This is a genomic window from Flavitalea antarctica (assembly GCF_054461535.1).
In genome coordinates this window covers 14,203-38,803 of sequence record NZ_JBTLQG010000013.1, presented here as the reverse complement: position 1 = coordinate 38,803, position 24,601 = coordinate 14,203, and the positions used below count along the sequence as shown (strand labels likewise).

Annotated in this window: 18 protein-coding genes; 5 read left to right on the top strand and 13 right to left on the bottom strand. The window is 45.2% G+C overall.

The annotated features are described in order from the left end of the window. Window positions 1-22 precede the first annotated feature (22 nt). From ACX0G7_RS13780 to ACX0G7_RS13760, 5 genes are all read right to left on the bottom strand, one after another. Window positions 23-634, bottom strand: a complete 612-nt coding sequence (locus ACX0G7_RS13780) for a fumarylacetoacetate hydrolase family protein (RefSeq protein ID WP_458924069.1) — start codon at window positions 632-634, stop codon at window positions 23-25. A 141-nt stretch (window positions 635-775) separates the two neighbouring features. After that, entirely contained in the window at window positions 776-1,354 is a 579-nt protein-coding gene (gene pth, locus ACX0G7_RS13775; RefSeq protein ID WP_458924068.1) for an aminoacyl-tRNA hydrolase, read from the bottom strand. A gap of 172 nt (window positions 1,355-1,526) precedes the next feature. Further along, window positions 1,527-2,174: a 50S ribosomal protein L25 gene (locus ACX0G7_RS13770; protein WP_458924067.1), complete on the bottom strand. Its 648-nt coding sequence runs from the start codon at window positions 2,172-2,174 to the stop codon at window positions 1,527-1,529. A gap of 33 nt (window positions 2,175-2,207) precedes the next feature. Then, window positions 2,208-3,158 (bottom strand): ribose-phosphate pyrophosphokinase, encoded by a 951-nt coding sequence (locus ACX0G7_RS13765; RefSeq protein WP_458924066.1) that lies wholly within the window; start codon window positions 3,156-3,158, stop codon window positions 2,208-2,210. Window positions 3,159-3,332: 174 nt separating this feature from the next. Further along, window positions 3,333-3,554: a hypothetical protein gene (locus ACX0G7_RS13760; RefSeq protein WP_458924065.1), complete on the bottom strand. Its 222-nt coding sequence runs from the start codon at window positions 3,552-3,554 to the stop codon at window positions 3,333-3,335. Window positions 3,555-3,801: 247 nt separating this feature from the next. Between ACX0G7_RS13760 and radC the strand changes: the two genes are divergently transcribed. After that, window positions 3,802-4,494, top strand: a complete 693-nt coding sequence (radC, locus tag ACX0G7_RS13755; RefSeq protein ID WP_458924064.1) for a RadC family protein — start codon at window positions 3,802-3,804, stop codon at window positions 4,492-4,494. A 207-nt stretch (window positions 4,495-4,701) separates the two neighbouring features. Here the strand turns inward: radC and ACX0G7_RS13750 are convergent, their stop codons facing one another. The 5 genes from ACX0G7_RS13750 to ACX0G7_RS13730 all read right to left on the bottom strand — a co-directional run bounded on the left by ACX0G7_RS13750 (window position 4,702) and on the right by ACX0G7_RS13730 (window position 13,451). Then, window positions 4,702-5,016 carry a DUF3467 domain-containing protein gene (locus ACX0G7_RS13750; protein WP_458924063.1) on the bottom strand — a complete coding sequence of 105 codons (315 nt, stop codon included), beginning with the start codon at window positions 5,014-5,016 and terminating at the stop codon, window positions 4,702-4,704. 157 nt (window positions 5,017-5,173) lie between these two features. Continuing rightward, window positions 5,174-6,700, bottom strand: coding sequence for a SusD/RagB family nutrient-binding outer membrane lipoprotein (locus tag ACX0G7_RS13745; protein WP_458924062.1), 1,527 nt, complete (start codon window positions 6,698-6,700; stop codon window positions 5,174-5,176). A gap of 18 nt (window positions 6,701-6,718) precedes the next feature. Beyond that, a complete protein-coding gene (locus tag ACX0G7_RS13740) occupies window positions 6,719-9,907 on the bottom strand; it encodes a SusC/RagA family TonB-linked outer membrane protein (protein WP_458924061.1) in 3,189 nt (1,062 codons plus the stop codon). A 597-nt stretch (window positions 9,908-10,504) separates the two neighbouring features. Continuing rightward, a complete protein-coding gene (locus tag ACX0G7_RS13735; RefSeq protein ID WP_458924060.1) occupies window positions 10,505-12,604 on the bottom strand; it encodes a hypothetical protein in 2,100 nt (699 codons plus the stop codon). 1 nt (window position 12,605) lies between these two features. After that, a complete protein-coding gene (locus ACX0G7_RS13730) occupies window positions 12,606-13,451 on the bottom strand; it encodes a hypothetical protein (RefSeq protein WP_458924059.1) in 846 nt (281 codons plus the stop codon). Window positions 13,452-13,621: 170 nt separating this feature from the next. Between ACX0G7_RS13730 and folD the strand changes: the two genes are divergently transcribed. The 4 genes from folD (at window position 13,622) to dprA (ending at window position 18,466) form a co-directional block, all read left to right on the top strand. Further along, window positions 13,622-14,500, top strand: a complete 879-nt coding sequence (folD, locus tag ACX0G7_RS13725; protein WP_458924058.1) for a bifunctional methylenetetrahydrofolate dehydrogenase/methenyltetrahydrofolate cyclohydrolase FolD — start codon at window positions 13,622-13,624, stop codon at window positions 14,498-14,500. 95 nt (window positions 14,501-14,595) lie between these two features. Then, complete coding sequence (locus ACX0G7_RS13720; protein ID WP_458924057.1) at window positions 14,596-15,249, top strand: 7-carboxy-7-deazaguanine synthase QueE; 654 nt, start codon at window positions 14,596-14,598, stop codon at window positions 15,247-15,249. A gap of 106 nt (window positions 15,250-15,355) precedes the next feature. After that, window positions 15,356-17,278 carry an OmpA family protein gene (locus tag ACX0G7_RS13715; RefSeq protein ID WP_458924056.1) on the top strand — a complete coding sequence of 641 codons (1,923 nt, stop codon included), beginning with the start codon at window positions 15,356-15,358 and terminating at the stop codon, window positions 17,276-17,278. 87 nt (window positions 17,279-17,365) lie between these two features. Beyond that, window positions 17,366-18,466, top strand: a complete 1,101-nt coding sequence (dprA, locus tag ACX0G7_RS13710; protein ID WP_458924055.1) for a DNA-processing protein DprA — start codon at window positions 17,366-17,368, stop codon at window positions 18,464-18,466. Between the two features lie 244 nt (window positions 18,467-18,710). Here the strand turns inward: dprA and ACX0G7_RS13705 are convergent, their stop codons facing one another. From ACX0G7_RS13705 to ACX0G7_RS13695, 3 genes are read right to left on the bottom strand one after another with little or no spacing between them, the layout of a single operon-like run. Beyond that, the gene (locus ACX0G7_RS13705; protein WP_458924054.1) at window positions 18,711-19,235 is read right to left on the bottom strand and encodes a hypothetical protein; all 525 of its coding nucleotides are present in this window, start codon (window positions 19,233-19,235) and stop codon (window positions 18,711-18,713) included. Window positions 19,236-19,264: 29 nt separating this feature from the next. After that, complete coding sequence (locus tag ACX0G7_RS13700; protein WP_458924053.1) at window positions 19,265-20,941, bottom strand: SusD/RagB family nutrient-binding outer membrane lipoprotein; 1,677 nt, start codon at window positions 20,939-20,941, stop codon at window positions 19,265-19,267. 23 nt (window positions 20,942-20,964) lie between these two features. Next, window positions 20,965-24,195: a SusC/RagA family TonB-linked outer membrane protein gene (locus ACX0G7_RS13695; RefSeq protein WP_458924052.1), complete on the bottom strand. Its 3,231-nt coding sequence runs from the start codon at window positions 24,193-24,195 to the stop codon at window positions 20,965-20,967. Between the last annotated feature and the right edge of the window lie 406 nt (window positions 24,196-24,601).

Below are 24,601 nucleotides of genomic sequence, written 5' to 3'. Positions count from 1 at the left end.
TGAGATGAAACCCGAACGGAAATTATTTCACCTCTATATTAAACAAACTTTCTTCTTCTATGAAACCTTCCAGTTCGTCACCAACTACACATTCTCCTACACCTGCGGGTGTGCCGGTGAATATGAGATCTCCTATGTTGATCGAAAAATAATTTGATATATAAGCAACAATCTTATCGAAGCTGTTGATCATCATTCCGGAGTTACCCTGCTGAACAAGCTCCTTGTTTTTATAAAGGCAGAAATTAATGTCCTTCTTATTTTTTATATTCTGAAAAGGGATCCATTTACCAACAGCAGCGGAGTTGTCCCACGCTTTGGCTTTTTCCCAGGGAAGGCCTTTTTCTTTCAGTTCATTCTGGATGTCCCTCGCGGTAAAGTCTATACCCGCAGTAATAGCATCATAGTATTTGTTGGCGAAACGGTCCTGGATGTATTTTCCGTTTTTTGAAATGCGAAGTACAAGTTCACATTCATAATGGAGTTCGTTGGTAAATTCGGGATAGTAGAACGGTGTATGTGTCTGAAGCAATGCACTCTTGGGCTTCATAAAGATCACCGGTTCATCCGGTACTTCATTACCAAGCTCCTTAGCATGTTCAACATAGTTACGGCCGACACAAAATATTTTCATATTCAATAAGGGTTTATCTGTAATGACAGTTTAAAGGTTATTACCTGGACAGGTATGTGGGGAATCGCATAGGTTCATTGAATATCAAAACATTAGTCCGTTACGCTAATTACTGCGAAAATAAAGATTCAAATTAACAATTCATAGTTTAAAATCCAATTTATTAACCTCAGTCATTGTGCGTTCTATACCTGTTGAGATAAAGCTTTCAATTGCTTCGACGCTTTTTTGTAACTTAAGGTTAACAACCGGAAGTTCTGCTTCTGTCCATTTGCCCAGCACAAAATCTACCTGCATACCTTTTGGATAATTATTACCGATGCCATAGCGAAGCCGCGGGTATTTATCTGTCAGAAGCATCTCCTGGATGCTTTTCAGGCCATTGTGCCCCGCATCGCTTCCTGAACCACGTAAACGCAGCTTATTCAAAGGCAAGGCAATTTCATCTACCAGTACAAGGATGTTTTCTATCGCGATCTTTTCCTTTTCCATCCAGTACCGCACTGCTTTACCGCTGAGGTTCATATAAGTGGTCGGTTTGATAACAATGATGGATTTACCTTTCCACTTCAGCGTAGCAACATCTGCAAGTCTTCCGCTCTGGAAACTTCCGTTGTGTTTTTGAACAAAGGCGTCAGCGATGTCGAACCCAATATTATGCCTTGTTTTTTCATATTCTGAACCAATATTGCCCAGGCCCACAATTAAGAACTTTGACATCTCAGTTGTTTGATATTCTGATAAAAATAATAATAAAAAGGAAATTCTATCCCAACCTGTCACGGTAATGGATGAACGAAAACAGCCACGTTTTGTATGTATCTACATATAATAAAATCCAGGCACAAAAAAGCCCGGCCTGAGCCGGGCTTTTATTAATAAACTTAACTGATTATTTTTTTGCGGCTGGCTTGGCGGCAGCAGCGGCTGGTGCGGCCTTGGCAGCTGCGGCGGCTGGTTTAGCACCGGCTGGAGCGGCTTCAGCTTCCTGTTTCAGCACACGGGTCATAACCACGGATGCAATCGGAATACGTGGAGAGTTAAGGATCTCTACATTATCCAGGTTCACATCTTCTACACGAATGTTACCATTCAGTTCGAGGTTAGTAAGGTCTACCTCTATGTTTTCTGTCAGGTGTTTGGGAAGCGCTTTAATTTTCAGGGACTTGATCTTGGTGATCAGTTTACCACCAGCTTTTACACCGGCAGCAGCTCCTGTAAACCTGATAGGAATTGTAGCAATAACGGGCCTGTCTTCCACCAGTTCCATAAAATCAACATGGGCCAGTTCGTCACTTACCTTGTTAAACTGGATGTCTTTCAGAATACAACGGTAAGTTGTACCCTCAACTGTTAAGTCTGCTAACTGGAACTCCGGAGTGTAAACAAGGTTTTTGAAAGCCTTGGCTGGAGCAGAAAAATTGATCTCTTTTTCGCCGCCGTAAATTACACCAGGCACGAGTTCCTGAGAGCGAAGTTGGCGGGTGGCTTGTTTCCCGGTTCCGGTCCTCAGTTGACCCTCGATTGTAATTGTTTTCATTGTTTTATAATTGATTTTTAGTTAACGATTTTCTCAACGATTCCGCAACTGGCTATGAATAAACAGGCTGGTTATGCTCCTGTTCTCATAGGCGTTCCTGATTGCTATCGCAAACAGTTCAGCAACACTGAGAATCTTGATTTTTGATGATTCCTGCCGCAGCGGGATCGTATCGCAGACCACCAGTTCTTCCAACACGCTGTTCTCGATGTTTTTATAAGCGTTTCCGCTCAAAACCGGGTGCGTACACAGTGCTCTCACACTGTTGGCTCCCTTATCTTTCAGCAAGCCGGCTGCTTTTGCAAGCGTTCCGCCAGTATCACAGATATCATCAATAAGAACTACTTCCCTTCCTACCACATCTCCGATAACGACCATACTCGCAATCTCATTGGCTCGTTTGCGGTGTTTGTCGCAAATCACCATTTCGGCATTGAAATATGAGGCCATTTCCCGGATCCTGTTTGCGGATCCTACGTCAGGGGCCGCAAAGGTAAGGTTTTCCAGCTGAAGTTGCTGTATATAAGGGATAAAAATGGCAGAACTATCCAGGTGGTCAACGGGGATGTCAAAATAACCCTGGATCTGGGGTGCATGCAGGTCCATGGTGATCACCCGGTCGGCTCCGGCGGCTACCAGCATATTGGCCACGAGCTTTGACCCGATGGCCACCCGTGGTTTGTCTTTCCGGTCCTGACGTGCGTATCCGAAATATGGGATCACGGCAACTACTTTGTAGGCTGAGGCCCGGCGGGCGGCATCAATCATCAGGAGCAGTTCCATGATGTTTTCAGCGGGAGAAAAGGTACTCTGAACAAGGAAAACCATGTCGCCCCTGATGCTTTCCTGGAACACCGGTTGTATCTCACCATCGCTAAAATGCGAAATGGTGACTTTCCCGAGGGTGCCACCAAATTTTATCGCGATTTTTTCAGCAAGGTATTGCGAACCTGTACCCGAAAATATTTTTACCGTTTTTTCCATGCCGCTTTTGAATATCCGGCGAAGATAAACCGAAGCGGTTGATTCAGGAATAATCGGGAAAAGAAAATTCAACCTGTTAATCCACTACAAGATCATATATAGATATCACGCATATCCACGCTGCCAGGCATCACACCTGGTTCTCAGCAGAGAGATGATTCCTTTATGATCTGCCTATTTGGTTACAGACAACATGACCTGGTTGCCGGAATTTAGCATTGCGGTTTTCCTGCTGTCAACGGTGTTTACTTTAGCAATCGTTTTCTTTGGATTGATTGCATAAAAGATGGCCGAACAAATAAAAATGGAGAAGAACAGTGCAACAAAATACATTCCGATACAAAAAAGAAATGGCTGGTAACCACCAATAGCAGCGAGTGTAGATTTGTGTTTCATAGCAGGGATTTAGTGTTTTTAAAAGGATTGGAATTTGGAACATGTTTCTAACGCCGGATAAACAAGTTTATTTCGTTAAAAACTGTTACTGACATAAAAATAGCAGTTGGTATTGATTCCTGCAATCGCAAAACTACTTGATGGGACCAGCGATATTTACGGTGTGAGCCTTTTATCTTGCTAAAATCTCCTTATTTCTTGTTTTAAAGACGTTGGTACGTGCGCAAACCGACCTTATCATTGAGGCATGGACACACCACACCGTAGTATCAGGGATTGGGCGCCGGACGACCGGCCCAGGGAAAAACTACTGACCAAATCGGCCGCGAATCTTTCCGATGCCGAACTCGTCTCGATCCTGCTCAAATCAGGCACGCCAAAGAACTCCGCTCTCGAACTTGCCCGCCAGGTAATGGCACTGAGTCAAAACAATCTACAGGAACTGGGTAAACTATCCGCGAAAGAGATCATGCAGGTAAAAGGAATAGGATCCGCCAAAGCTGCTACCCTGGTCGCAGCCCTTGAACTTGGTAGACGCCGTCAATCAGGGGTTTCACTGGAAAAACTAGTCGTTAAAGACAGCAGCGGAATGGCCAAATACCTGCAGGCAATGCTCAAAGATTACCAGCAGGAAGTGTTTGGAGTAGTATTTTTAAACCGCTCGAACCGGGTAAATCATTTCGAAATCATCAGCAAAGGCGGCATAACCGGAACTGTCGCTGACCCGAGGATCATTCTGAAAAAAGCGCTTGAAGAAGACGCTGTAAGCCTTATACTTTGTCATAATCATCCATCAGGCAGCATCCGGCCAAGCAGGGCAGATGAGGAACTTACCGCAAAAATCAAGGAGGCAGCCCGTTTTCTCGACATCAAAATACTCGATCACATTATAGTAAGCGAATACGGCTATTACAGCTTTGCTGATGAAGGTATTATATGAGATAAGGAGCATGACCGTTTTTCGTATCGCCATTGAAAATGTACTCCCAGCGTTTGCGGACTGCACTGATTAACACTATTACGAAAAGGGTACTGATAAGCCGGTTGCGAATTTTGTGATGAAGCCGGTTGCCAAACTTTTCTGATAAAGCCGGTTGCCAACTTTTCTGATGAAGCCGGTTGCGAACTTTTCTGATGAACCTGGTTACTAAGCCTGCGCAGTCGGGCCACCAAAGTTCAGTGGCAACTGCACTTCTTCCAGGTCCTGGATCTTGCCGTTTGCCGCTTCGAAACGCTGCACGTTATCGTTAAGTGCTTTCATAAATCGTTTTGCATGCTGCGGAGTGAGTATTATCCTCGATTTCACCTTGCTTTTTGGGGTACCGGGCATTACGTTTACAAAATCAATCACGAATTCCGCATGAGAGTGGGTGATGATTGCCAGGTTTGCATAGGTACCTTCTGCTGTTTCCTCCGAGATCTCGATATTGATTTGATTTTCTGCCTGGTTTTGATTCTGCATGTTGCCGGTTTTATTCGAAGTTAAGGGTGGATTTGATAAAAATGAATTTATCCCTGTGAAAGGGTGCGCTCTTTGCTTGCATCTACCCAAAAATAATGACCGCCCCTGAAAAGAGACGGTCATTAAGATTTCATTTTTATTGGTAACCGGGTTTGTATTAATCTACATCCCAGAATAACCGTGAAGTAAATACATTGATAGTTCCCTGTTCTTTTACATTAACTCCATTGCTCGCTTCTTCTCCCTGTGGATAATACAACCTGACGGGCGCGACTGCATTGGCAGCAGCGGATGCCGACTTTGGAATAGCAGGAAAATTGTTCTTCCGATATTCAGCCCAGGCTTCAAAGCCGCCTATGTTAGCCAAAGCCAGCCATTTCTGTTGCCAGATTGCTTTCAGTTTGTCGGGAGAAGCAGTATAGTCGGCCAGGTCCTTACCACTCGTTAACAGTGTTGTGGCGGCAGTACTTGCAGTACCTGTATAACGGAATGATTCACGAACGCCCTGCTCATAATAAGACTGAGCGGTTCCGGTCAGCGTTACCCCGGCAGCATATCTTTCTTTTGCTTCTGCCAGCAGGAAGAAACTTTCCGCGGCTTCGAAAAGTACCACTGATTTATTGAACTGTCCACGCTGAATAACGGATGGCCCGAGTGGTGATGTGTTCTGAGACAGGTAACCTGAAGATGCACCGAATGGTACAGCTTTATAGTTTGACATCACTTCCGCATTGACACTTACGCCCGGTGTGCTGCTTTCACCGCCCACTGCATAAAACATTTTCTTAAGCCTGAAGGTATCACCCGTGCTGATCATTTGTTGAAAAAGGAATTCAGTCGGACGTGGGTAACGGCCCAATGCCTGTGTTGTTCCAGTTGCGGTGTAACCCCACTGGTTATAAATTGGATTGGTTTTGCCCTCTGACCCAACATATCCCGGGTTAGAAGTAACATCAAATCCCGCAGCTAAAAAACCTTCTGGGGCCGCAGCTGCTTTGTTAATTTCTGCAATGATATATGGAGCCCTGCCTGCTACGCGGGTCTGTCTCATTAGGATCCTTAGCTTAAGACTGTTTGCAAACCTGATCCAGTTTGCGGTGTTTCCTTTCATGATGATGTCTGAACTACTGCCTACCGCTGTAAATGCATTGGCCCGAAGATCGGTTATAGCTGTATCGAGCACTTTGATCAGATCTTCATAAATGAATTTTTGATCATCAAATTTTGGCGTTAAGCTGCCGGTTCCTTTCAATGCGTCCCGGTAAGGAATATTTCCATAAACATCTACCAGTTGCTGATAGATATAAGCTTTCATTACTTTAGCAGGACCTTTCATAAAAGGCTGTCCCTGCTCGTCTGCATTATCAATCACAAACTGGAAATCATTGAGGATATCATACCAGTTGTCCCAGTAGTTGAAATTTGTGTTATTGAATATATACTGGAACTGAGATCCACTGATGATATAAGTGTTTGACTGGGTCCATTGCCCGCTCCAATAAGAACCCAGCTCATTTGGTCCAATGGTACCTGCAGTTCTGTTCGCACCCGATGTAAAAACATAGTTGGGTGTTGCAATAGGTAACTGGTTAGGATTCGTGTTTATATCCAGCCATTGTTTTTTACAACTACTGAACGCTGTTGCCACAATGGACAGCGATAACAATATTTTATTAAACTTCATAACGTTGTAATTAATTGATTATTTAAAAGTCAGATTCAGGTTAATTCCAATCTGGCGTACCGGCGGTGTCTGAGAAGTGTTACTGATACCTAAACCATTGCCTGTTGTGAAACTAAACTCCGGATCCACAAAATCATTCTGAGAATCGACTATCGTAAATAAATTGCGACCATACAGAGCGATGCTTGCATCAGCGATGAATTTGGTCTTTACAAGTAATCTTTGTGAAAAGTTATAAGAAAGGTTTATATCACGCAGTTTGATGAACCACGCCGGGACAGTGAAATTTTCTGTGATCAGCCTGTAATGATCCACCCAAAGTGAATACTCAGCTTCCTGCACGTTTACGCTTGTATTCTCAACAAATTTGCCGGTTCCGTCATCATAAGATGAATTAGGAAACACATGAGGAGCCCTGTTTTCTGTCCAACCGCCTGAACCGGTGAAAGTCATCTGGCGACCGAGGTCACTATAGATCACGTTACCGCCGCGGTATTCAAAAGTAGCTGCCAGTGAAATTGTTTTGTAATTCAATTTAGTGCCCCATCCCATGATCTTGTTTGGCAAAGCCCTTCCGAGATCTTTCAATGGACCATTAGAGATCGGGTAGCCTGTAGTTCTGTTAACGATCACACGGTTTGTTACCGGGTCACGAACATATCCAACTGCCTTGATTCTTGGGAATGATTTTTCATCAGTTACATAAGATCCTGCATAGGTATAACCGCTGGATTGAAACTCGGTAATACCAGGATAAATATCTATAACCTTATTGTCATTTGTTGAGTAACGGAAACTCAGCTCCCAGTTAAAATCTTCACCCCGTATCACCTGGCCCCTGATATCGGCTTCATAACCCCAGTTCTTTGTTTCACCAACGTTTAATCTCAACTGGGTGTACCCGGTTGAAGACGGAATAGCTGCCGGGATCACCCCATCGGTAGTTTTTTGTGTGTAATAAGTGAAATCAATGTTGATACGGTTATCTACCAACTGAAGTTCTGTTCCAACCTCGAAAGAAGCAACTTTTTCCGGTCTGAGGTCATCAGCAGGAAGCAGATTACCAACAGAGATACCGACCGTGTTACCATAAGGGAAGCCCGGAGCGTTCGGATAAGATCTGTCAAGACCGTAGATGGGAATGTTATCAGAAACGTTCTTACTGTATCCTGCGCGGACCTTGGCATAATTTAATATGTTGCTTTTGATAGCGGGCAATATTTCTGTAACGTTCGCTGAAACGTCTACCCCGTAGTAAGGATAGGTATACAGATCAGTTGATCTTGAAGGCTTGTAAAACTTAGACGTTCCATCATACCTCACGGAACCGTGAAGGAAAATCAACTCTTTCCAGCCAACCAACAAGTCTGCATAGTAACCAAATTTTCTATACTCAGTAGATGATTCTCCACCACCAAGTTCACCCTGGCGGTTTGCTACGTTGTAAACATCCGGAACCACGATAGACCCAGAGCTTACTTCTACCACTTTAGTTTTCCTGTCATAAGCCGAGAAACCAAGTAAACCTTTTGTAGAAAAGTCTCCGAAGTCTTTTTCTGCCTGTATCTGAAACTCATTATTAACAATGTTCTCTACCTCTGTAGCATCATACACGCTACCAGCCAGGTCAGTTACAGTACGTGTTATACCAGATCCATCGTCCTGGTCAAATGCCGGTGGAACCTTTGCCCCGGTTTTCGCATACTGGGTGTAGTTATATTTACCAACCGTGTTTTTGCGATTACGGGTGTTGTTCATTATTCCAAGCTTGTTATATAAATTTAACCAGCTTGCGATTTTGTAGTTCAACTCCACATTACCCTGGAAGTTTGCATCGCCGTAGTTCTGACGGTCGTTGTCCAGTCGGAAGTATGGATTGGTGAAATAGTCATTGTAATAAGCATCAGGACTTGCAAACTTGTTCGTTTTCCAGTCGCGGAGTTCAGACAAAGGAATGTGTGCGGCCTGGTTGATTGATTCGTTGTAGAAGTCGAAAGTTGTACGATCATAACTTGCCTGAACATAAGCAAGATTGAATCCGGCACGAAGTCTTCCGGCTTCTGTTGTTGCGGCCAATCTTACACCTGTACGCCTGCTTTTATCTTCCGGAACAACACCTTCAGCAAGATTGTTTTCAAGCGATAAGTAAAAAGTGCTGTTTTCACTTCCTGCACTGATCGAAAGCTGGTTGTTGGTTGTTATACCGGTATTCCAGATTCTCTTTCTTTCTCCGTCAATAGCGGAATAAGGGAGGTTATAATATGTGCCATCCTGTAACAAACGGCCGGCTGGTCTCATACTTCCATCGAAACGATCACCGAACTGCTGATTTTCATAAGATCTCCAGTTATCCTTCATACGGGCAAGATAATCTGACTTCCAACCCGCTGCACCAAAGCTGGTAGCGTAATGTGATCCACTTCCGTATTGGTCCTGGAAATCTGGTAAAAAGCTGATTGTTTCAACGTTTGTTGCATTGGAGTAGGTAACCCTCGCCTTGCCTTTGGTACCTCTTTTGGTAGTGATTACAAGTGCACCGTTTACACCGTCTGAACCGTAAAGTGTTGCAGCCTGTGCACCTTTGAGCACAGAAACATTTTCGATATCGTTTGGATTCAACAGATTCAGCATGGTTGATGAACCGGGAGGCATTGGCAAACCATCGATTACAACAAGCGCATCATTGTTACCGGTCATTGAACGGTAACCCCTGAGAACTATTTTCACGGCCGGATCAACAGAGTTGTTGACATTAAATACGGCAAGACCGGCAACCTTTCCCGACAAGCTCTGTGCTAATTGTGGTGAACGACCAACAGTTATGTCTTCGTTGTTCACTTTTGCAACAGAATAGCCGAGTTCACGTGGCCTTCTGCGGATTCCCTGGGCCGTAACGATTACTTCATCAATTAAACTTTCTGTTTTGGAAAGATTTGCATCGAGCGTAGAGGAGCTACCAACCGGTAATTCCGTCTGTCCATAGCCTATCGCTGAAAACACAAGTACGTCGCCGCTCTTTGCTGCTATTTTGTACCGTCCTTGTGCATCTGCGGATGACCCTGTCGAAGAATTTTTGATTTTTACTGTCGCGTAAGCAATCGGAGTGCCCGCCTCATCTTTAATTTGGCCGGAAATGGTCCCGGCCTGGCCAAATGCCAGACTGCACAGGCAGACCAGCATTGCCAAAAGCAATGGAATTTTTCTCATGTGATTTGTTTGTTTTGACCGTGTGAACTGGAATGTGACGCTGAAAATTAAGAGAATTGAAAATCAAAAAAAAAATAAATTAACAATTCGTTAAATCACAAGTCAACGTTTCAAACCAAACCGCTGCATTGCCGTTTAAATTAGTGGCCCGAAACAAGCACTTCTTGATCGTGCTCAATAAAGTGTTGATAATCATACCCGTAATTAGGTGATCGGGATCAAAAAATTGGACAAACTTATCATGAATTTCCATTCAACCCTAATTCACAATTATTAAATGACTGTCAGGTTCGTCGAAGGTTTTCTAACCTTTCGTATAAACACTATCAATTTTTATAGTGTTTTGCCCGATTTTTGAAGGATATTTCTTTCTTTAATGCAAAATTACTGGCGGGCAATTTCGAGTACTTTTACTCGAAACAAGTTGTCTTGAGGGGCCAAAAAAAATTTAAAATTTTTTTTCAGGCAGGCCCTGAATCCGGCTTTTTCGGACGTTTTTGTCAGGTCCAGGTGCCGGATTTTGGGACACTCCATTTCCCGTACTATTATTCCGGCAGGGAAAAAGTAGTAAACGTATACCGGTTCGACTAACGATTGTTAGTTCCACGAATACATCACCTGCACTTTGATGTCCGTTTTTTGAGAGCGGTTAAGCTTGTCGAGGCCTGATCCAATCGTTGTGCCTGCAGGATACAATAACTCTCCATACTTCAGCCAGATGACAAGGCCCTTAATATTCCAACGACGAATTACCGGCTCAAGCCGCAGATTGACATAATATCTCCAGCCGGTTTCAAAAAAACCGGGAATACTTGTGTCGAACAGCGGACCGTTTTCATAAGCATAAATGCGCGCATCGTAATCGTCCATATCAAAATACTGCAGTCGCAGACTACCCGACACCCAGCCTTTCGGCGGTTTCCAGACGAGGTCCGAAAAGCCCAGGAAACCCTTTTTCGGAAATGGTTTCCCGGCGTCGCCGTACCAACTCAGCGCAACCCTCGATCGGAAAAGCATCCCACCGGTAAGTTCCTGTGAGAATTGTAGCCGCCACTCTTTCCTTGAAATAAACGACATCTGCGGGTCGCGGAGCATGGACCCGGAGACATTCAACAATTTCTGTTCGTTCGAATACCTGGTATAAAGCTCAACCCGCTTGTTTGGTTTATGGATCACATGGATCAGATATCCCCTGCCTCTTGAAGGTGCATCCGAGTTAAACCGCAACCAGGGCGAATCAAAAAAATCACTGTACACGTTTACGACCCACCCCATAGCCGGCCGGAAAGCAATCCCGGCATAAAGCCCTATTTCATTTGATGGTGTACTGTTTTCAGTAAACGAACTGGCGGCCAGGGTTTGATAAGCTTTATGCAGGTTCCGGTAGACGAGAGAAACATCGAGTTTGCGGTCCAGTGCGATCAACAAACCATGTAAAAAGGCGGGATTCCGGTTTCGATCAATGGCTATCTCCCCATAACTGTGAATGTTACGGAAAGTATAGCTATAATCCACGCTGTAATTGGACCATCGGGCCCCGTTTATTCCATAGAGATCATACGGCTTCTCCTGGGGCCTGAGTGGCAGACCGAATTTGTAGTGTATCGTGTTGAAGGAAATATTACCCTGTCTGAAGCCGTATTTCATGACAAGGCCGCCGGCAAGGGCCGTGAGATTTTTCCGTTTCCCCAGTTCGAGTTCTGTGCGGTGATACCCGGAGCTTCCAAACGAACTTACAAATTCCCCGCTGGCATCGCGGTCAAGCGTGGATGTCAGTCGCCGGTATGAAAAAAAAGCAGTGAGCGAATATCGCTTTGCCTGCAATGTGATACCAGCTCCCCGGTTAAAATTGTATTCACCAGCTGAACGATATGGCTTGAGGACCTGACCCTGCCTTTTGGTAAGCATTGCATCTGCGTTTTTCCTTAGACCACTGCTTTGCCAGTGAATGAGCCCCTGTCCCATGCTGATCGTATAGTCGCCGAGGGCAAGCGCCCGGATAAAACCCTGGGTTCTCAGAAAGATGTGGTAAGAATAAAAATCGAACCCTGCTTTCTGTTTACCCTTAAAAAACTGTTCGCCCGCGTCCTTATCACCGGTCAAACCATATTGAAACAGGTTCTTATAATTGTATTGATACCGGGCAAGTAGTCGCATGGGACTGCCGGTATATCCTCCTGACCCTGTATCGGCTTTCAGATACCCGGCTGACCGCTGCGGTACAACAGCACTTCGCAACAGGAAATTACTTTTTCCTTTATTGAGCATTGCAGCAATATTCTTTAACACGGGCTCCGCCTGGTTGAGTACCACAAAAGGCAAAACCTTCTTTATCGTTTCCAGGTCCCAGCCGGGAACGGCTTGTAGCTCATAAAGACTTATCAATCTACCCAGTAGCAACCGGTATCTCAAAAGCTGAAGTATCTGCAGGTCCGTGAGTATGCGCAGTTCACGGAATGCGTTTTCATCCGCGGTGTTGATAGCTATAGGATGTTTCCGAAACTCGTTCAGCGTTAGTAAATAACCATCATCTTCAACCTCATCTTCGGTTCCGGTTGCCTGCGCCTCAAGCATCATCTCTTCATGCATCGTCAGTGTTTTTTGTTCCTGCGCCAAACCTCCAGCGTGGATCAAAACAAAGATCGTTGTGATAAAACTGAACGCCGTCCATCTCACGGACCTCAAACCGATATCCATGTCACTTACCTTTTTCTTTCATGAAACAAACCAGGAGGGATGGAGTAAAACCAAGATCCGGATGGTAACTACCGGATATACCTAACCGAATACTTCCGAAAACCCAATCTACCCCCGCAAAAGGCTGCCCTACATCGGTATTGAAGCCGCCGCGAACACCTAAACTGGCAATAAAACGGTATTGTAATGCAAACATGACATTGACGATCTTGCCAGTTTCCTTCCATAACTCACCGGCTATGAAACATTTTTCAGAGATCTCATACCCCATTCCCATTTTGTAAACAGATGCATATTGTTCCGTCTTGCCGGGTCCGAAGAAAACAGGTACGGGGTTGATGGCGTGGATACCTGCATGAAGTTTTTCCGTGAGTTGCCAGATCAACGCAACGTCTGCTGAGTAAGTGGATGCTGAACCATAACCGGAAATACTGATCCGGTGATAATTGAAGCCGATGCCAAGCCTGATCTTCCCAAGATCGCGACCGTAGCTGAGCGAAGCTGATGACTCACTGAACCCGGAGAACCCGGAATGGTTCATCTTTAACGCTATGTTGCCATTTGTTGCGGCGTGTGCAATCACCAGATGATACTTGCTCAGCTCTTTCAACATGAACCTTCGCTCACTATAAATGCCAGCGCTGAAACCCTCCGCCCCTGCTGAAGCCGCGGGATTGTTTGCAAGACAAAATACATCAGTAAAATTTTCGCTGAAGGCCCCTGCCCCACGATCGGTGAATGCCAGGGGAGAACGCACGGATTGTGCAACCGCAAGCGGTTGTAAGACGCCAGCGCAAAAGAAAATGAGCATCATCCTCAACAAAAATCCGGTCCACCACAATATCATCTGCACGACTGCTTTACTAAAGAAAAGTTTTCATCCCGGTATGCAAATACCTGAAAACTTTTTTCAGTAAGCTGTCATTTTTCTCATTGACAGTTCAAAAGTTTTAACTAATCCTGACACATGGTCAAATTTTAGGGAATCTATTCCAAATGGAAATATACCTTTGCGAAATGGAAATTTTAGACGGTGTACTCACGTCCCAGGCTATAAAAGACGAGCTTAAGATCAAGGTGGCGCAGCTTTCAAATGAAGGAAAAAAAATACCTCACCTGGCAGCTGTCCTGGTTGGGAACAACGGCGCCAGCGAAACATACGTCGGCTCAAAGGTGAAAACCTGTGAAGAGATCGGGTTCAAAAGTACCCTTATCCGCCTCGAGGAAGATATCACGGAGAACAGGTTGTTATCTATTATAGACGATCTGAACCTTGACTTTGATGTTGATGGCATCCTAGTTCAGCTGCCGTTGCCAAAACACATCTCGGATGAAAAAGTGATCAATGCTATAGATCCGACAAAAGATGTGGACGGATTTCACCCGGTGAATGTCGGTAAACTGGTACAGGGCCTGCCCGGTTTTGTATCCGCAACGCCCTACGGAATAATGCTTTTGCTGGCTCATTATAAAATCAATACCGCGGGTATGCATGCGGTGGTAGTCGGCAGAAGCAATATTGTGGGTCGCCCTATGAGTATCCTGCTGAGTGCGAACACAAATCCAGGAAACTGTACCGTAACCCTTTGTCATTCCCACACCAAAAACCTGAAAGAAATTTGCCTTAGCGCAGATATCATTGTTGCGGCTCTCGGAAAGCCAGAGTTTGTAAAAGCGGATATGGTTAAAGAAGGCGCCATCATAATCGATGTGGGCATTACGCGCGTAGCGGATGCTACGAAGAAAAGAGGCTATGGCATCAAAGGTGATGTTGAGTTTGCGACCGTTTCACCTAAGAGCAGCTATATCACGCCGGTGCCCGGTGGTGTAGGTCCTATGACCATCGCAGCGCTGATGACCAACACTTTTAAGGCCTGCCAGCAAAAACATGGATAAGCAGATATGCGTTGATCAAGGGAGAAGGCCATTAGAATTAAGCGGAACGCCGTAAGCGTTAAAGGGAATACTTAGTTAAAGGGAATACTTAGATAATGAATGTTTGTGCGAATAATGCAGTGATGAGCGAACTGACCGAAATATTAACAAAGGTTCAGCTTCCGGTGATGGAAGCTTTTTATACTATACAGGGTGAAGGATTTCACCAGGGAAGAGCCGCGTACTTTGTAAGGCTCGGGGGTTGCGATGTAGGCTGTTTCTGGTGCGATGTAAAGGAAAGCTGGGATGCCGGCAAACATCCTTTACTGGATATTGATTCTATTGTTAGTGAAGCAGCCGCTTACCCGGGCCGACTGGCAGTTATCACGGGTGGTGAACCACTGATGCATGATTGTGGCCCGCTGACCAAAGCACTCCACGAAGCCGGTTTTGAGACAAATATCGAAACATCAGGGTCAAGCCCTTTAAGTGGTGATTGGGACTGGATCTGTCTTTCCCCAAAAAAATTCAAGTCCCCTTTGCCCGAAATCATGCCCCTGGCCAACGAACTGAAAGTGATTATCTATAACAATTCGGATTTTGAATGGGCCGAACAACATGCAAAGGCAGTTTCGCCAGAATGCAAACTGTTTTTGCAGCCGGAATGGTCGAAGTCAGCGCAAATGACGCCTTTGATCATCGATTATATCAAGCGGAATCCGAAGTGGGAATTTTCGCTCCAGCTGCATAAATACATAAATGTCCCTTAAAACTGCCCCCGGGATGCCCAGGTGCAAGCGTGTTTGACAACTTTCAGGACCTGGAACTCATCTTCCTCAGATATAATATCTAATATTGGTTCACTAATCCAAACTCATGTCGGGCAATCCTCGAAAATACCTGCTGCTGATCTCCACCCTTTTGTTTGCCCTGGCATTGCAGGCGCAATATTACCCTGAAAAAATCGGGAAAAAAGCCATGACGCTTTACCGCCAGGGTCTCGAAAAAGCCAATGACGGAAATTTCAAGGAAGGCATTCAGCTTCTTGAGAACGCGGTTAAGCTCGACCCAAAATTTATGGACGCCTACCTGTCGATCGCCGGGATGTACGGCGAACTGAAAAACTACCAGGCCTCGATCGACAATTACCTGAAAGCGAAATCCATTGACGCTGAATATTTCCAGGATTACAATCTCCCCTATTCGATCAACCTGGCAGGCCAGGGCGAATTTGAAAAAGCAATTGCAGCTATCACCGACTTTATCAATATCCCAGGCCTCAATGAAAAGAGCCGGCTCGCAGCGGAATACCGGCGGAAGAGTTTCCAGTTTGCAGTCGACTATTCAAAACAAAAACCACTGGGCGACTATAAATTCGAACCAAAAAACCTCGGAGATAAGGTAAACAGCAAGGTCTCAGAATATTTTCCCACCCTAACCATTGATGGAAAGGAACTGGTCTTCACCCGTCGCGTCGGCAATACGAACGAAGACTTTTATACCGCCTCCAGGAGCGATACGTCCTGGAGCGCCGCTGCCGCCCTCCCCGGCCAAATAAATTCACCGTCTAACGAGGGAGCACAGAACATCTCGCAGGATGGTCAATGGCTGATCTTTACCGGCTGCAATTTTCCCGAAGGACTGGGAAGCTGCGACCTCTATATTTCTTATCTCACCAATAATGGTTGGAGCAATCCTGAAAATCTTGGTAATAAGATCAATACGGAAGCCTGGGAAACTGCACCTTCCCTCTCACCCGATAAACGTGACCTCTACTTCACCAGTAACCGTCCCGGTGGATTTGGCGGCTCAGACATATATATCAGCAGGAGGCTGCCAAACGGCACCTGGAGCGAACCACAAAATGCGGGACCGGAAATCAATACTGCGGGCGACGAAAGTTGTCCCTTTATCCATGCCGATAACCAGACATTATATTTCACTTCGAGCGGTCACCTGGGTTATGGTGGTGAAGATCTGTTCCTGGTCCGTAAACTTCCCGGAGGCGCCTGGTCGAAAGCGACCAACCTCGGGTACCCGATCAACACGATTGAAAACGAGGGAAGTCTCTCCATTGCCGCAGATGGAAAAACCGCTTATTATGCATCGGACCGCAGTGATAGCCGCGGGGGCCTCGACCTCTATACTTTTCAGTTGCGCGATGATATCCGGCCTGCCCGCACATTATGGATAAAAGGAAAAGTGTATGACAAAAAAACAACCAAAGGTTTGCCTTCATCTGTCGAGCTTACAGACCTTGCCACCCAGCAGACACTGAGCAGCATCCAGACCGATGGTACCGGCAGTTATCTCATCACACTTCCTGTCGGAAAAGATTATGCGTTCAATGTGAACCGGCGCGGTTACCTGTTTTTTTCAGAAAATTTTTCACTCACCGAAAAATCACCGGATTCCACCTACAATATCGATATACCTCTTCAACCCATAGAGACCAATGCTACCATCGTACTAAAGAACATCTTCTTTGATGTAAACAAGTTTGTGATCAAACCGGAATCGTATTCCGAACTCGACAAAATTGTTATGCTGCTGAAGGAGAATCCAACACTTGCTATCCAGATCGATGGGCACACCGATAATGTTGGAAAGGCAGCTGATAACCTTAAACTTTCCAATGACCGTTCAGAAGCGGTGGTAAAATACATCGTCTCCAAAGGAATTCCTTCAACCCGTTTATCTGCAAAAGGTTTTGGCGCTACTGTTCCCGTTGCGGATAATAGTACTGAAGCCGGCAGGGCACAAAACCGAAGGACCGTGTTAAAAGTTATCAGCAAATAATGTTGGTGTTTTGACGATTTAAATCAGCTGATTCCACTGGTTACAGCACATTAATGATTTGTATTTTTTCCTGTAAAGAAACAGGATATGAATCCAGATCTGATTTTTCAACTGGCGCTTTGCCAGGTTCCCTATATAGGTCCCGTAAATGCAAAAAAACTGGTGGATCAGTTTGGTTCTGCGGAAAACATATTCAGGGCGCATGTCAGGGACATCGAAGCCATTGAAGATATCGGGCTGATCAAAGCAAATAAAATTAAACAGTTCCGTGATTTCAAATCAGCAGAAAACGAGATCCGGTTTATTGAAAAATATAAGATTGAACCGCTGTTCCTCACTGATCCCGGCTACCCGCGGCGCTTACTGAACTGTTATGATCCGCCAACCTTATTGTTTTACCGCGGCAATGCAAATCTCAACAGTTCAAGGATCATTTCAATCATCGGCACAAGATCAAGTACAGACTATGGCAAGGCAATTACAGAAAAACTGGTGCAGGCTGTACAATCTTATGATGTCATAATAGTCAGCGGACTTGCTTTCGGGATTGATTCATTTGCACACAGGGCAGCGATCAGGAACAACGTTCCAACCATCGGGGTACTTGCTCACGGACTTGATACCATTTATCCGCCCGAGCATTCGGCCCTTGCAAAAAATATGATAAAACATGGTGGCCTGTTATCAGAATTCAAAAGCAATACGCAGCCGGACAAACATAACTTTCCCAGCAGGAACCGCGTAGTTGCCGGCATAAGCGATGCAACGATAGTGATAGAAACGGGTATAAAGGGTGGCAGTCTTATAACTGCAAACCTGGCCAACAGTTATCACCGGGATGTATTTGCATGTCCCGGAAGAATCACAGATTCAAAAAGCCTGGGATGTAACCTGCTGATTAAAACGCATAAGGCCAGTTTACTGACTTCACCGGAAGAATTTATTGAAACAATGGGTTGGAACGATGATAAAGCCGTTAAGCAAAAAAAGGCGATGCTGCTGTTCAATGACCTGGATGAAAATGAGCAGAAAATTATCGGTCTGCTAAAGGATAACGCCCCGATGCATATCGATGAACTCATGTTCAGAAGCGGCATGAGTAACAGTCTCACGGCTTCAGTGATACTTGCATTGGAGCTGCGGAGCATCATTGCAACCTTACCCGGAAAAAGATTTAACCTTATCTGAGCAATTTCGATTTGTATAACGTTTGTGAATCCTCAGAGTAAAGACGAGGTATTTGTATAACGTTTGTGACTCGTCAGAGTAAAGACGAGGAACAGGCAGTTAAGGGCATTGCAAAAAAAAGAGTGCATCGGTGTGATGCACTCTTTTAATAAACTTACTGATGGATATCTTCATCAGCCCGCTAACCAATGAACTCTTTGATCAGCCCGCAAATAAATTTTTACTAATTGTTCTTCTGTTAATGCTACTTCACAGAAAAACGTACGAACTCTCCGAAACCAATGGTAGACATACCAGTGATACCCTGTCCCGAGCCTAACCCTACTGTGGGGAAAGCCTGGTACTTCCTGGTATCAACATAAATGTCCGGAGCAAAATCGTAAGTGTCATTCAATGCCAGCGGAGCACCAAACAGCGTTGCGATCTCTGCTGCAGTAACGGTAAAGCTGGCAGGTAATGCTGTGACATCTGTTTTATAGACTCTCACATTTTTAGCGGAGGCATTTTTTCTCACCACCACGTCCACTTTAGCAGGAGGTGTGGCGCCGGCAAAATACAGTGCTACCTTAAATTTTCCCTGGAAGGCAGCCTGGTTGGTAAAACTAATTGTTGCAGTGGTCCCCCCGGTCTCAAGATTGGTGGTAACAACCGGTACATCTTCGATGCCTATATTTTTTGGGATGGCACCGTCATCCTTTGAACATCCGGTTAAGATGGTCATTGCGCCGAATACAACAGCTGCGAGTATGTTTATTTTTCTCAGTTTCATAATCTGTAAATTAATAAGTAATAAAACGATCACGGTTGCCAGAACACTTTGTAAGATTCAGGTACCTTTTGTGGCGGTGCATTTGAATTCAATCCAATCTCCGTATTGCTGAAAGGCAGGGACCATGGATACTTACGGTCGTTTGACACCGGGGTAACTTTTCCGTCCGGACTTGTTACGCTGGTCACAGCACCTTCCGGGGCAGGAGCAAACAACACCGGGTAGCCCGTTCTGCGATAGTCAGTATAGTTGTCTATGGGATTTTCAATCCTGTTTATCCATTTTTCAGTCATGATGTACTCAAGCTTTTTAGCAGGGCTGGCCGCATCGAATGCCGCAAGAACGCCTGTTTTGTAGGTGGTGGTTGCCGGTAATGTTGAGATAACAGGCACCGTTTGAGCAGCACCCGCTGAACCCGGTTTTACGTGGTTGATCACCACATGGTCAACCTGTCCGAACGAAGCATCCAAAGCTTTACTGAATGCAGCTTTAGCATCACCCGGGGCAAGGCCAAGATGTATCAGTTCTGCCTCAAGATATAAACGATCTGCATAAGTGATGAATTCATGTGGACGTGCACCGGTGCCGGCATTCTGTGCACCGATTGAGTTTACACTTCTTGCGGCACTGTCATTAAAACGTCCGCCTGCGGGATAAACACCCAGCAGCGAGTAGGTCTGGCTGTTAGATCCATCACGGCACGGTCCGTTGGAGCCAAAGAGGATGGTGATAAAACCACCGTCGCGGTACTCAGTACAGTTTTCAGGTGTTGGGTTCGTTCCGCCAACTGGTGATTTCTGATTGTAGATGTAATAAGGAACCCTTGGATCAGCCAGGCCGGTAAGAATGTTGGCATTTCTGCCTTTCATTATTTCATATAACCACGGGCTGAAAAGCTGGCCTCCACGTTGTGTGGCATTATAATCACCGAAAGCCGGGTGCCTGTCGTCCGTTGTGCTGATTGGACCATACGGAAACATAAAACTTTCGGTCTGCGAATTGATCAATGTATTTGGAGCAGCCAGCAGTGCTGTAACCTTTGCTTTTACGTCCTGTACAAGTCTTACCTGTGTATACAATTTCAATTTGATGGTGTTCGCAGCTTTTATCCAGTTGGCGGTATTGCCTTTGTAGATAAAGTCATCAGTACCGGGTTTCGAAGGATTGAAAGTCGGGTTATTGATATCGGCGATACCCTCATCCAGTAAGGTCAATAACTGCGGATAGATATCAGCACCTTTATCAAACTTAGGTTGGGATATTCCTTCATCAAATTTATCGTATTCAGAATATGGTATATCGCCCCACACGTCAACCATCATACTGACGGTATAAGCTTTCAGTATTTTGGCAATACCTGAATACACGTAACGACTTTCGGTCGGCCCGCGCTCGATGATCACGTTCAGGTTTGATAAGGCACTATATAAGCCGTCCCATCCGGATGCGCCGGCATTGTAACGGTCAGCACCTACCCGACCAGTTACCTGGTGGGTATAAACAGCCATGGTGTTTCCGAGGCCGGTGCCCAAAGCAAGGTTGCCCGCGATGTTACGCTCAGCGGCACTTAACACAAGCGGCAGTCCTACTGAAGAAGGTGTTGGATTGTTAAGGTTCTCGTTTACATCAAGGAACTTCTTACATCCGGTTGCAACACCCCCGATTAGTAAGACCGAAACAAAGTATATGAAATATCTTTTTCTCATGATTCAAATTTTGTTTTGTGTTATTAGAAGGTCACGTTAAGATTGATACCGTACCTTTTTGTACTTGGAGCACCGCCGGTTTCAACACCCTGGGTGCCGCTTCCAACCACTGAATTGATATCCGGATCGAAATGTGTGTACTTAGGAACATTCGGAGCCAGGTACCAGAGGTTACGACCGCTGAGAGAAAGATTAATGCCGGACAATTTCATTCTGCTTACCCATTTTGTAGGCAGGTTATATCCAAAACTAACTTCTCTTAAACGGTATACGGTACCATCAAAAACAGCGTATTCAAATGCACCGTTCGTTGCGAAACTTGCACCGGTACCTGCAGTGAAAAACAAATCATTTGTTGTGACCCTTGTCTGGTTAGGTATTGTTTTACCTGCATCCAGCATTGGGGTATAACGGTTAAGCCCATCTGCTCCTGTTACAGGTGTGGAGTTTCCGTAGATACCGGTTATTACCCTGTTTTTCTCGCGGTCCTCTGTATCTCTTGTTACACCTCTTCCCAGCATACCACTGATGGTTTCAGAATAAAAGTCACCACCAATCGTAGCATCAACAAGTACATTCAATGTAAAACCTTTGAAAGAGAATGTATTGGTAACACCAACTTTAAAATCAGCATTCGGATCGCCCACGATACCATCATTAGGATCCAGATAAGGCATACCTGAAGTAGCGTTGATCAGCAGCTGACCGTCGTCGGAGCGGGCAGAACGTGATCCGCGGAGATAACCGTAAGGCATACCCGCTTCTATCCAGTTGAATCCACCAAGTTGTGCCCTGGTAAGTCCTTCAACCAGTTTCTCAACTGTGTTAACGTTTCTTGTGAAAATACCACGGATGTCCCATACAAAATTCTGGCTTGAAACTGGTGTTACATCCAATGCAACTTCCCAACCAGTATTACGCACTTCTCCGAGATTGGTATAGAATGAACCATAACCTGTTGTCTGTGGAAGATCGATCGCATAGATCAGGTCAGTAGATCTTTTATCGTACCAGGTTACTTCAAGACCAAGTCTGCCTTTGAAGAAACGCATGTCGGAACCGATTTCCAGTTCAGTGGTAAACTCTGGTGTAAGCAGGGTATCATAGATGGAACCACCGCGTGTAGCTAATGGCTGGCCAAGGAAACCTGCCGAATTCAGGTTGAAGATAGGAGATCCATTATGTGGTGCAGCATCGTTTCCGACACGGGCATAACCTGCGCGGATCTTGCCATAATCTAACCAGCCGGATTTCAACTTAAATGCATCCGACCAAACGAGTGAACCGGTAACACCAGGATAAAAATATTGCGCGTTCTCATAAGGAAGTGTTGATGTAAGATCTGTTCTTCCTGTCATGTTAAGAAAAGCAAAGTTCTTATATCCGAGCGAGGCATCACCAAAGATACCTACGAGTCTTCTTTTGGTGCGTGAGTCATTAGAGAAAGTCTGGCGGCGGGTATTAGTCAGATTATACAATCCCGGTATTACAAAGTCAACACCGTATACCTGCTGCGCTCTTGTATTTCTTTCGTTTACATCACTACCTATGTTTACATCCAGTGTCCAGTCTTTAGATATCTTGGGCGAAAATACAGCCACGATCTTTCCCTGTATTTCCTGCTGCCTGTTAACAACTTCAGTGATCGTACCTAAGGTATTATCGGCACTTCCATAAGAAGACTTATCAATGATCTGGTCACGGAAAAGCGCATAACTGTTAACACCGGCATTGAAGTCTACCTTGATCCAGTTATTAAATTTATAAGATGCCCTCACGGTAGCAACCAGGCGATCATCAATTGAAGTGATCACGTTGTGATATGCACCCCATACCGGGTTAGTATATTGTCCGTCATTGAAACCGATCTGTGCACCGGCTTTGTTTTCGCTTGGAAATCCAACTATATCCCAGTTCCTTGCCATGGTATAGGTACGACCCCACTGGCTCAGGAAGCTTTGTGCCTGGCCGATGAAGCCACCGGTTTGTTTTGAACGCGCATAAGCCATATTAGCACCGACGGTAAGATTTCCAATAGCGGTCTGACCACCCACACTGATATTATGTTTACGGTAACCGGAATTAGTGATGTACCCGTTCTGATCAAGAGTTGAAACGGTAAGGTTGAAAAGCGAGCTACCCTGTCCACCGTTCAGACCTATGGAGTGTTCCATCAGGTTACCGGTGTTGAACAGGTTCTTAACGTTATCAGGATATGGCTTATAAGCAATTTTTCCATTAGGGAAAAGCTCCGGGTAAGCTGCATACATAGAGGCCCATGTTGTGGCAGGGATAGAGTCAATGCCGGATGCCGAAGTGCCGATCACCACACCGGAAGCGTCGTAGATCACGCCTTTGCCAAACTTCGCTCCCCAGGATCCGTTGGAGGACTGGGTTCTGAAGTTGGCTCCTGCTCCATAAGAATTCTGGAACTCCGGAATATCAGCGATCTTTTCAATTGCATAACCTGCGCGGTAGCTAACGTTGAGGGGTTTGGCACCTTTTCTTGGTGAACCTGATTTTGTAGTGATCAGCAATACACCGTTAGCTGCCCTTGAGCCATACAGCGAAGCCGCGGCGGCGCCTTTCAGCACGTTGATCGATTCAATGTCATTCGGGTCAATATTATTCAAGCCGGAACCGTAAGTACCACCACCGTTGAAAGGATTCGAGGTATTTACTATCGGGTTACTGTAAGGAACTCCATCAACAACAATCAATGGTTCACCACCACTGAAAGAAGATACACCCCTGATCTGGATCCGGGATGCCGCACCGGGTGCACCCTGGCCGGCCCTGATATCAACACCAGGCACTTTTCCGGCAAGTGTGTTCAGCACATTCGGTTCAGATTTCTGTAACAATGTGCCGGGATCAACTTTCGAAACAGCATATCCCAACGCCCTTTCAGAACGTTTGATACCCATGGCCGTTACCACAACCTCAGACAAATCTTCTTTGCTGGAGGATAACATCAGATCCATGGTACTGCTTGAACCTACAACTACTTCCTTGGTAGCATAACTGACGCCGGATACCAATAAGATATCGCCTTTCTGAGCAGGCAACTTAAAATTACCCTGAGCATCGGTAGTGGTACCTGTAGTAGATTTTCCTTTAATAACAACTGAAACAAATGGGATCGGGACACCTTTATCGTCCGTTATCCTGCCGGAGATGGTCAGGACCTGTGACATACCGGCTACTACAAAGCATAGCATAGCCAGCAAAAGACTGGGCAGTTTTTTTCTCATGTGCGTTTTGGTTAGGAAGTGACTGGTAATTATTCTCCCGATGAATATAAATCGATTTATTAAAAAAAAGTTAATTCCAGGGCATAAATCTTAAATATTTCCTTTTACTATCTGTTTTGAATACCCGAAAACATGATTTCCTCTAATAATCGGTCTGGTGCGACTGTCGAATCGACTCCGGATTTTGACATTTTGGACGATCTTTTATATATTAATTATAGGAAGCGATATAGATTAAGGAGTCGTGATAAGGGTTAACGCTTAGCGGTTGAGCAAATCTTGCGGCGTTTGATTGATATACTTGATTGAGCTCAGAGATGTGATCGGGCGTAACCATTCGCTCAACTTTACTAAGATGTGAGCACCCGTTAACATCAGGAATACATGTAACAAACTTATTTGCATA

Coding starts and splice junctions, on each gene's coding strand:
- pth (WP_458924068.1), bottom strand. CDS start 1,354: ATGTCAAAGTTCTTAATTGTGGGCCTGGGCAATATTGGTTCAGAATAT.
- ACX0G7_RS13760 (WP_458924065.1), bottom strand. CDS start 3,554: ATGAAACACAAATCTACACTCGCTGCTATTGGTGGTTACCAGCCATTT.
- ACX0G7_RS13705 (WP_458924054.1), bottom strand. CDS start 19,235: ATGAAACTGAGAAAAATAAACATACTCGCAGCTGTTGTATTCGGCGCA.
- ACX0G7_RS13780 (WP_458924069.1), bottom strand. CDS start 634: ATGAAAATATTTTGTGTCGGCCGTAACTATGTTGAACATGCTAAGGAG.
- ACX0G7_RS13770 (WP_458924067.1), bottom strand. CDS start 2,174: ATGAAAACAATTACAATCGAGGGTCAACTGAGGACCGGAACCGGGAAA.
- ACX0G7_RS13700 (WP_458924053.1), bottom strand. CDS start 20,941: ATGAGAAAAAGATATTTCATATACTTTGTTTCGGTCTTACTAATCGGG.
- ACX0G7_RS13750 (WP_458924063.1), bottom strand. CDS start 5,016: ATGCAGAATCAAAACCAGGCAGAAAATCAAATCAATATCGAGATCTCG.
- radC (WP_458924064.1), top strand. CDS start 3,802: ATGGACACACCACACCGTAGTATCAGGGATTGGGCGCCGGACGACCGG.
- ACX0G7_RS13745 (WP_458924062.1), bottom strand. CDS start 6,700: ATGAAGTTTAATAAAATATTGTTATCGCTGTCCATTGTGGCAACAGCG.
- ACX0G7_RS13740 (WP_458924061.1), bottom strand. CDS start 9,907: ATGAGAAAAATTCCATTGCTTTTGGCAATGCTGGTCTGCCTGTGCAGT.
- ACX0G7_RS13765 (WP_458924066.1), bottom strand. CDS start 3,158: ATGGAAAAAACGGTAAAAATATTTTCGGGTACAGGTTCGCAATACCTT.
- ACX0G7_RS13735 (WP_458924060.1), bottom strand. CDS start 12,604: ATGGATATCGGTTTGAGGTCCGTGAGATGGACGGCGTTCAGTTTTATC.
- dprA (WP_458924055.1), top strand. CDS start 17,366: ATGAATCCAGATCTGATTTTTCAACTGGCGCTTTGCCAGGTTCCCTAT.
- folD (WP_458924058.1), top strand. CDS start 13,622: ATGGAAATTTTAGACGGTGTACTCACGTCCCAGGCTATAAAAGACGAG.
- ACX0G7_RS13730 (WP_458924059.1), bottom strand. CDS start 13,451: ATGATATTGTGGTGGACCGGATTTTTGTTGAGGATGATGCTCATTTTC.
- ACX0G7_RS13695 (WP_458924052.1), bottom strand. CDS start 24,195: ATGAGAAAAAAACTGCCCAGTCTTTTGCTGGCTATGCTATGCTTTGTA.
- ACX0G7_RS13720 (WP_458924057.1), top strand. CDS start 14,596: ATGAATGTTTGTGCGAATAATGCAGTGATGAGCGAACTGACCGAAATA.
- ACX0G7_RS13715 (WP_458924056.1), top strand. CDS start 15,356: ATGTCGGGCAATCCTCGAAAATACCTGCTGCTGATCTCCACCCTTTTG.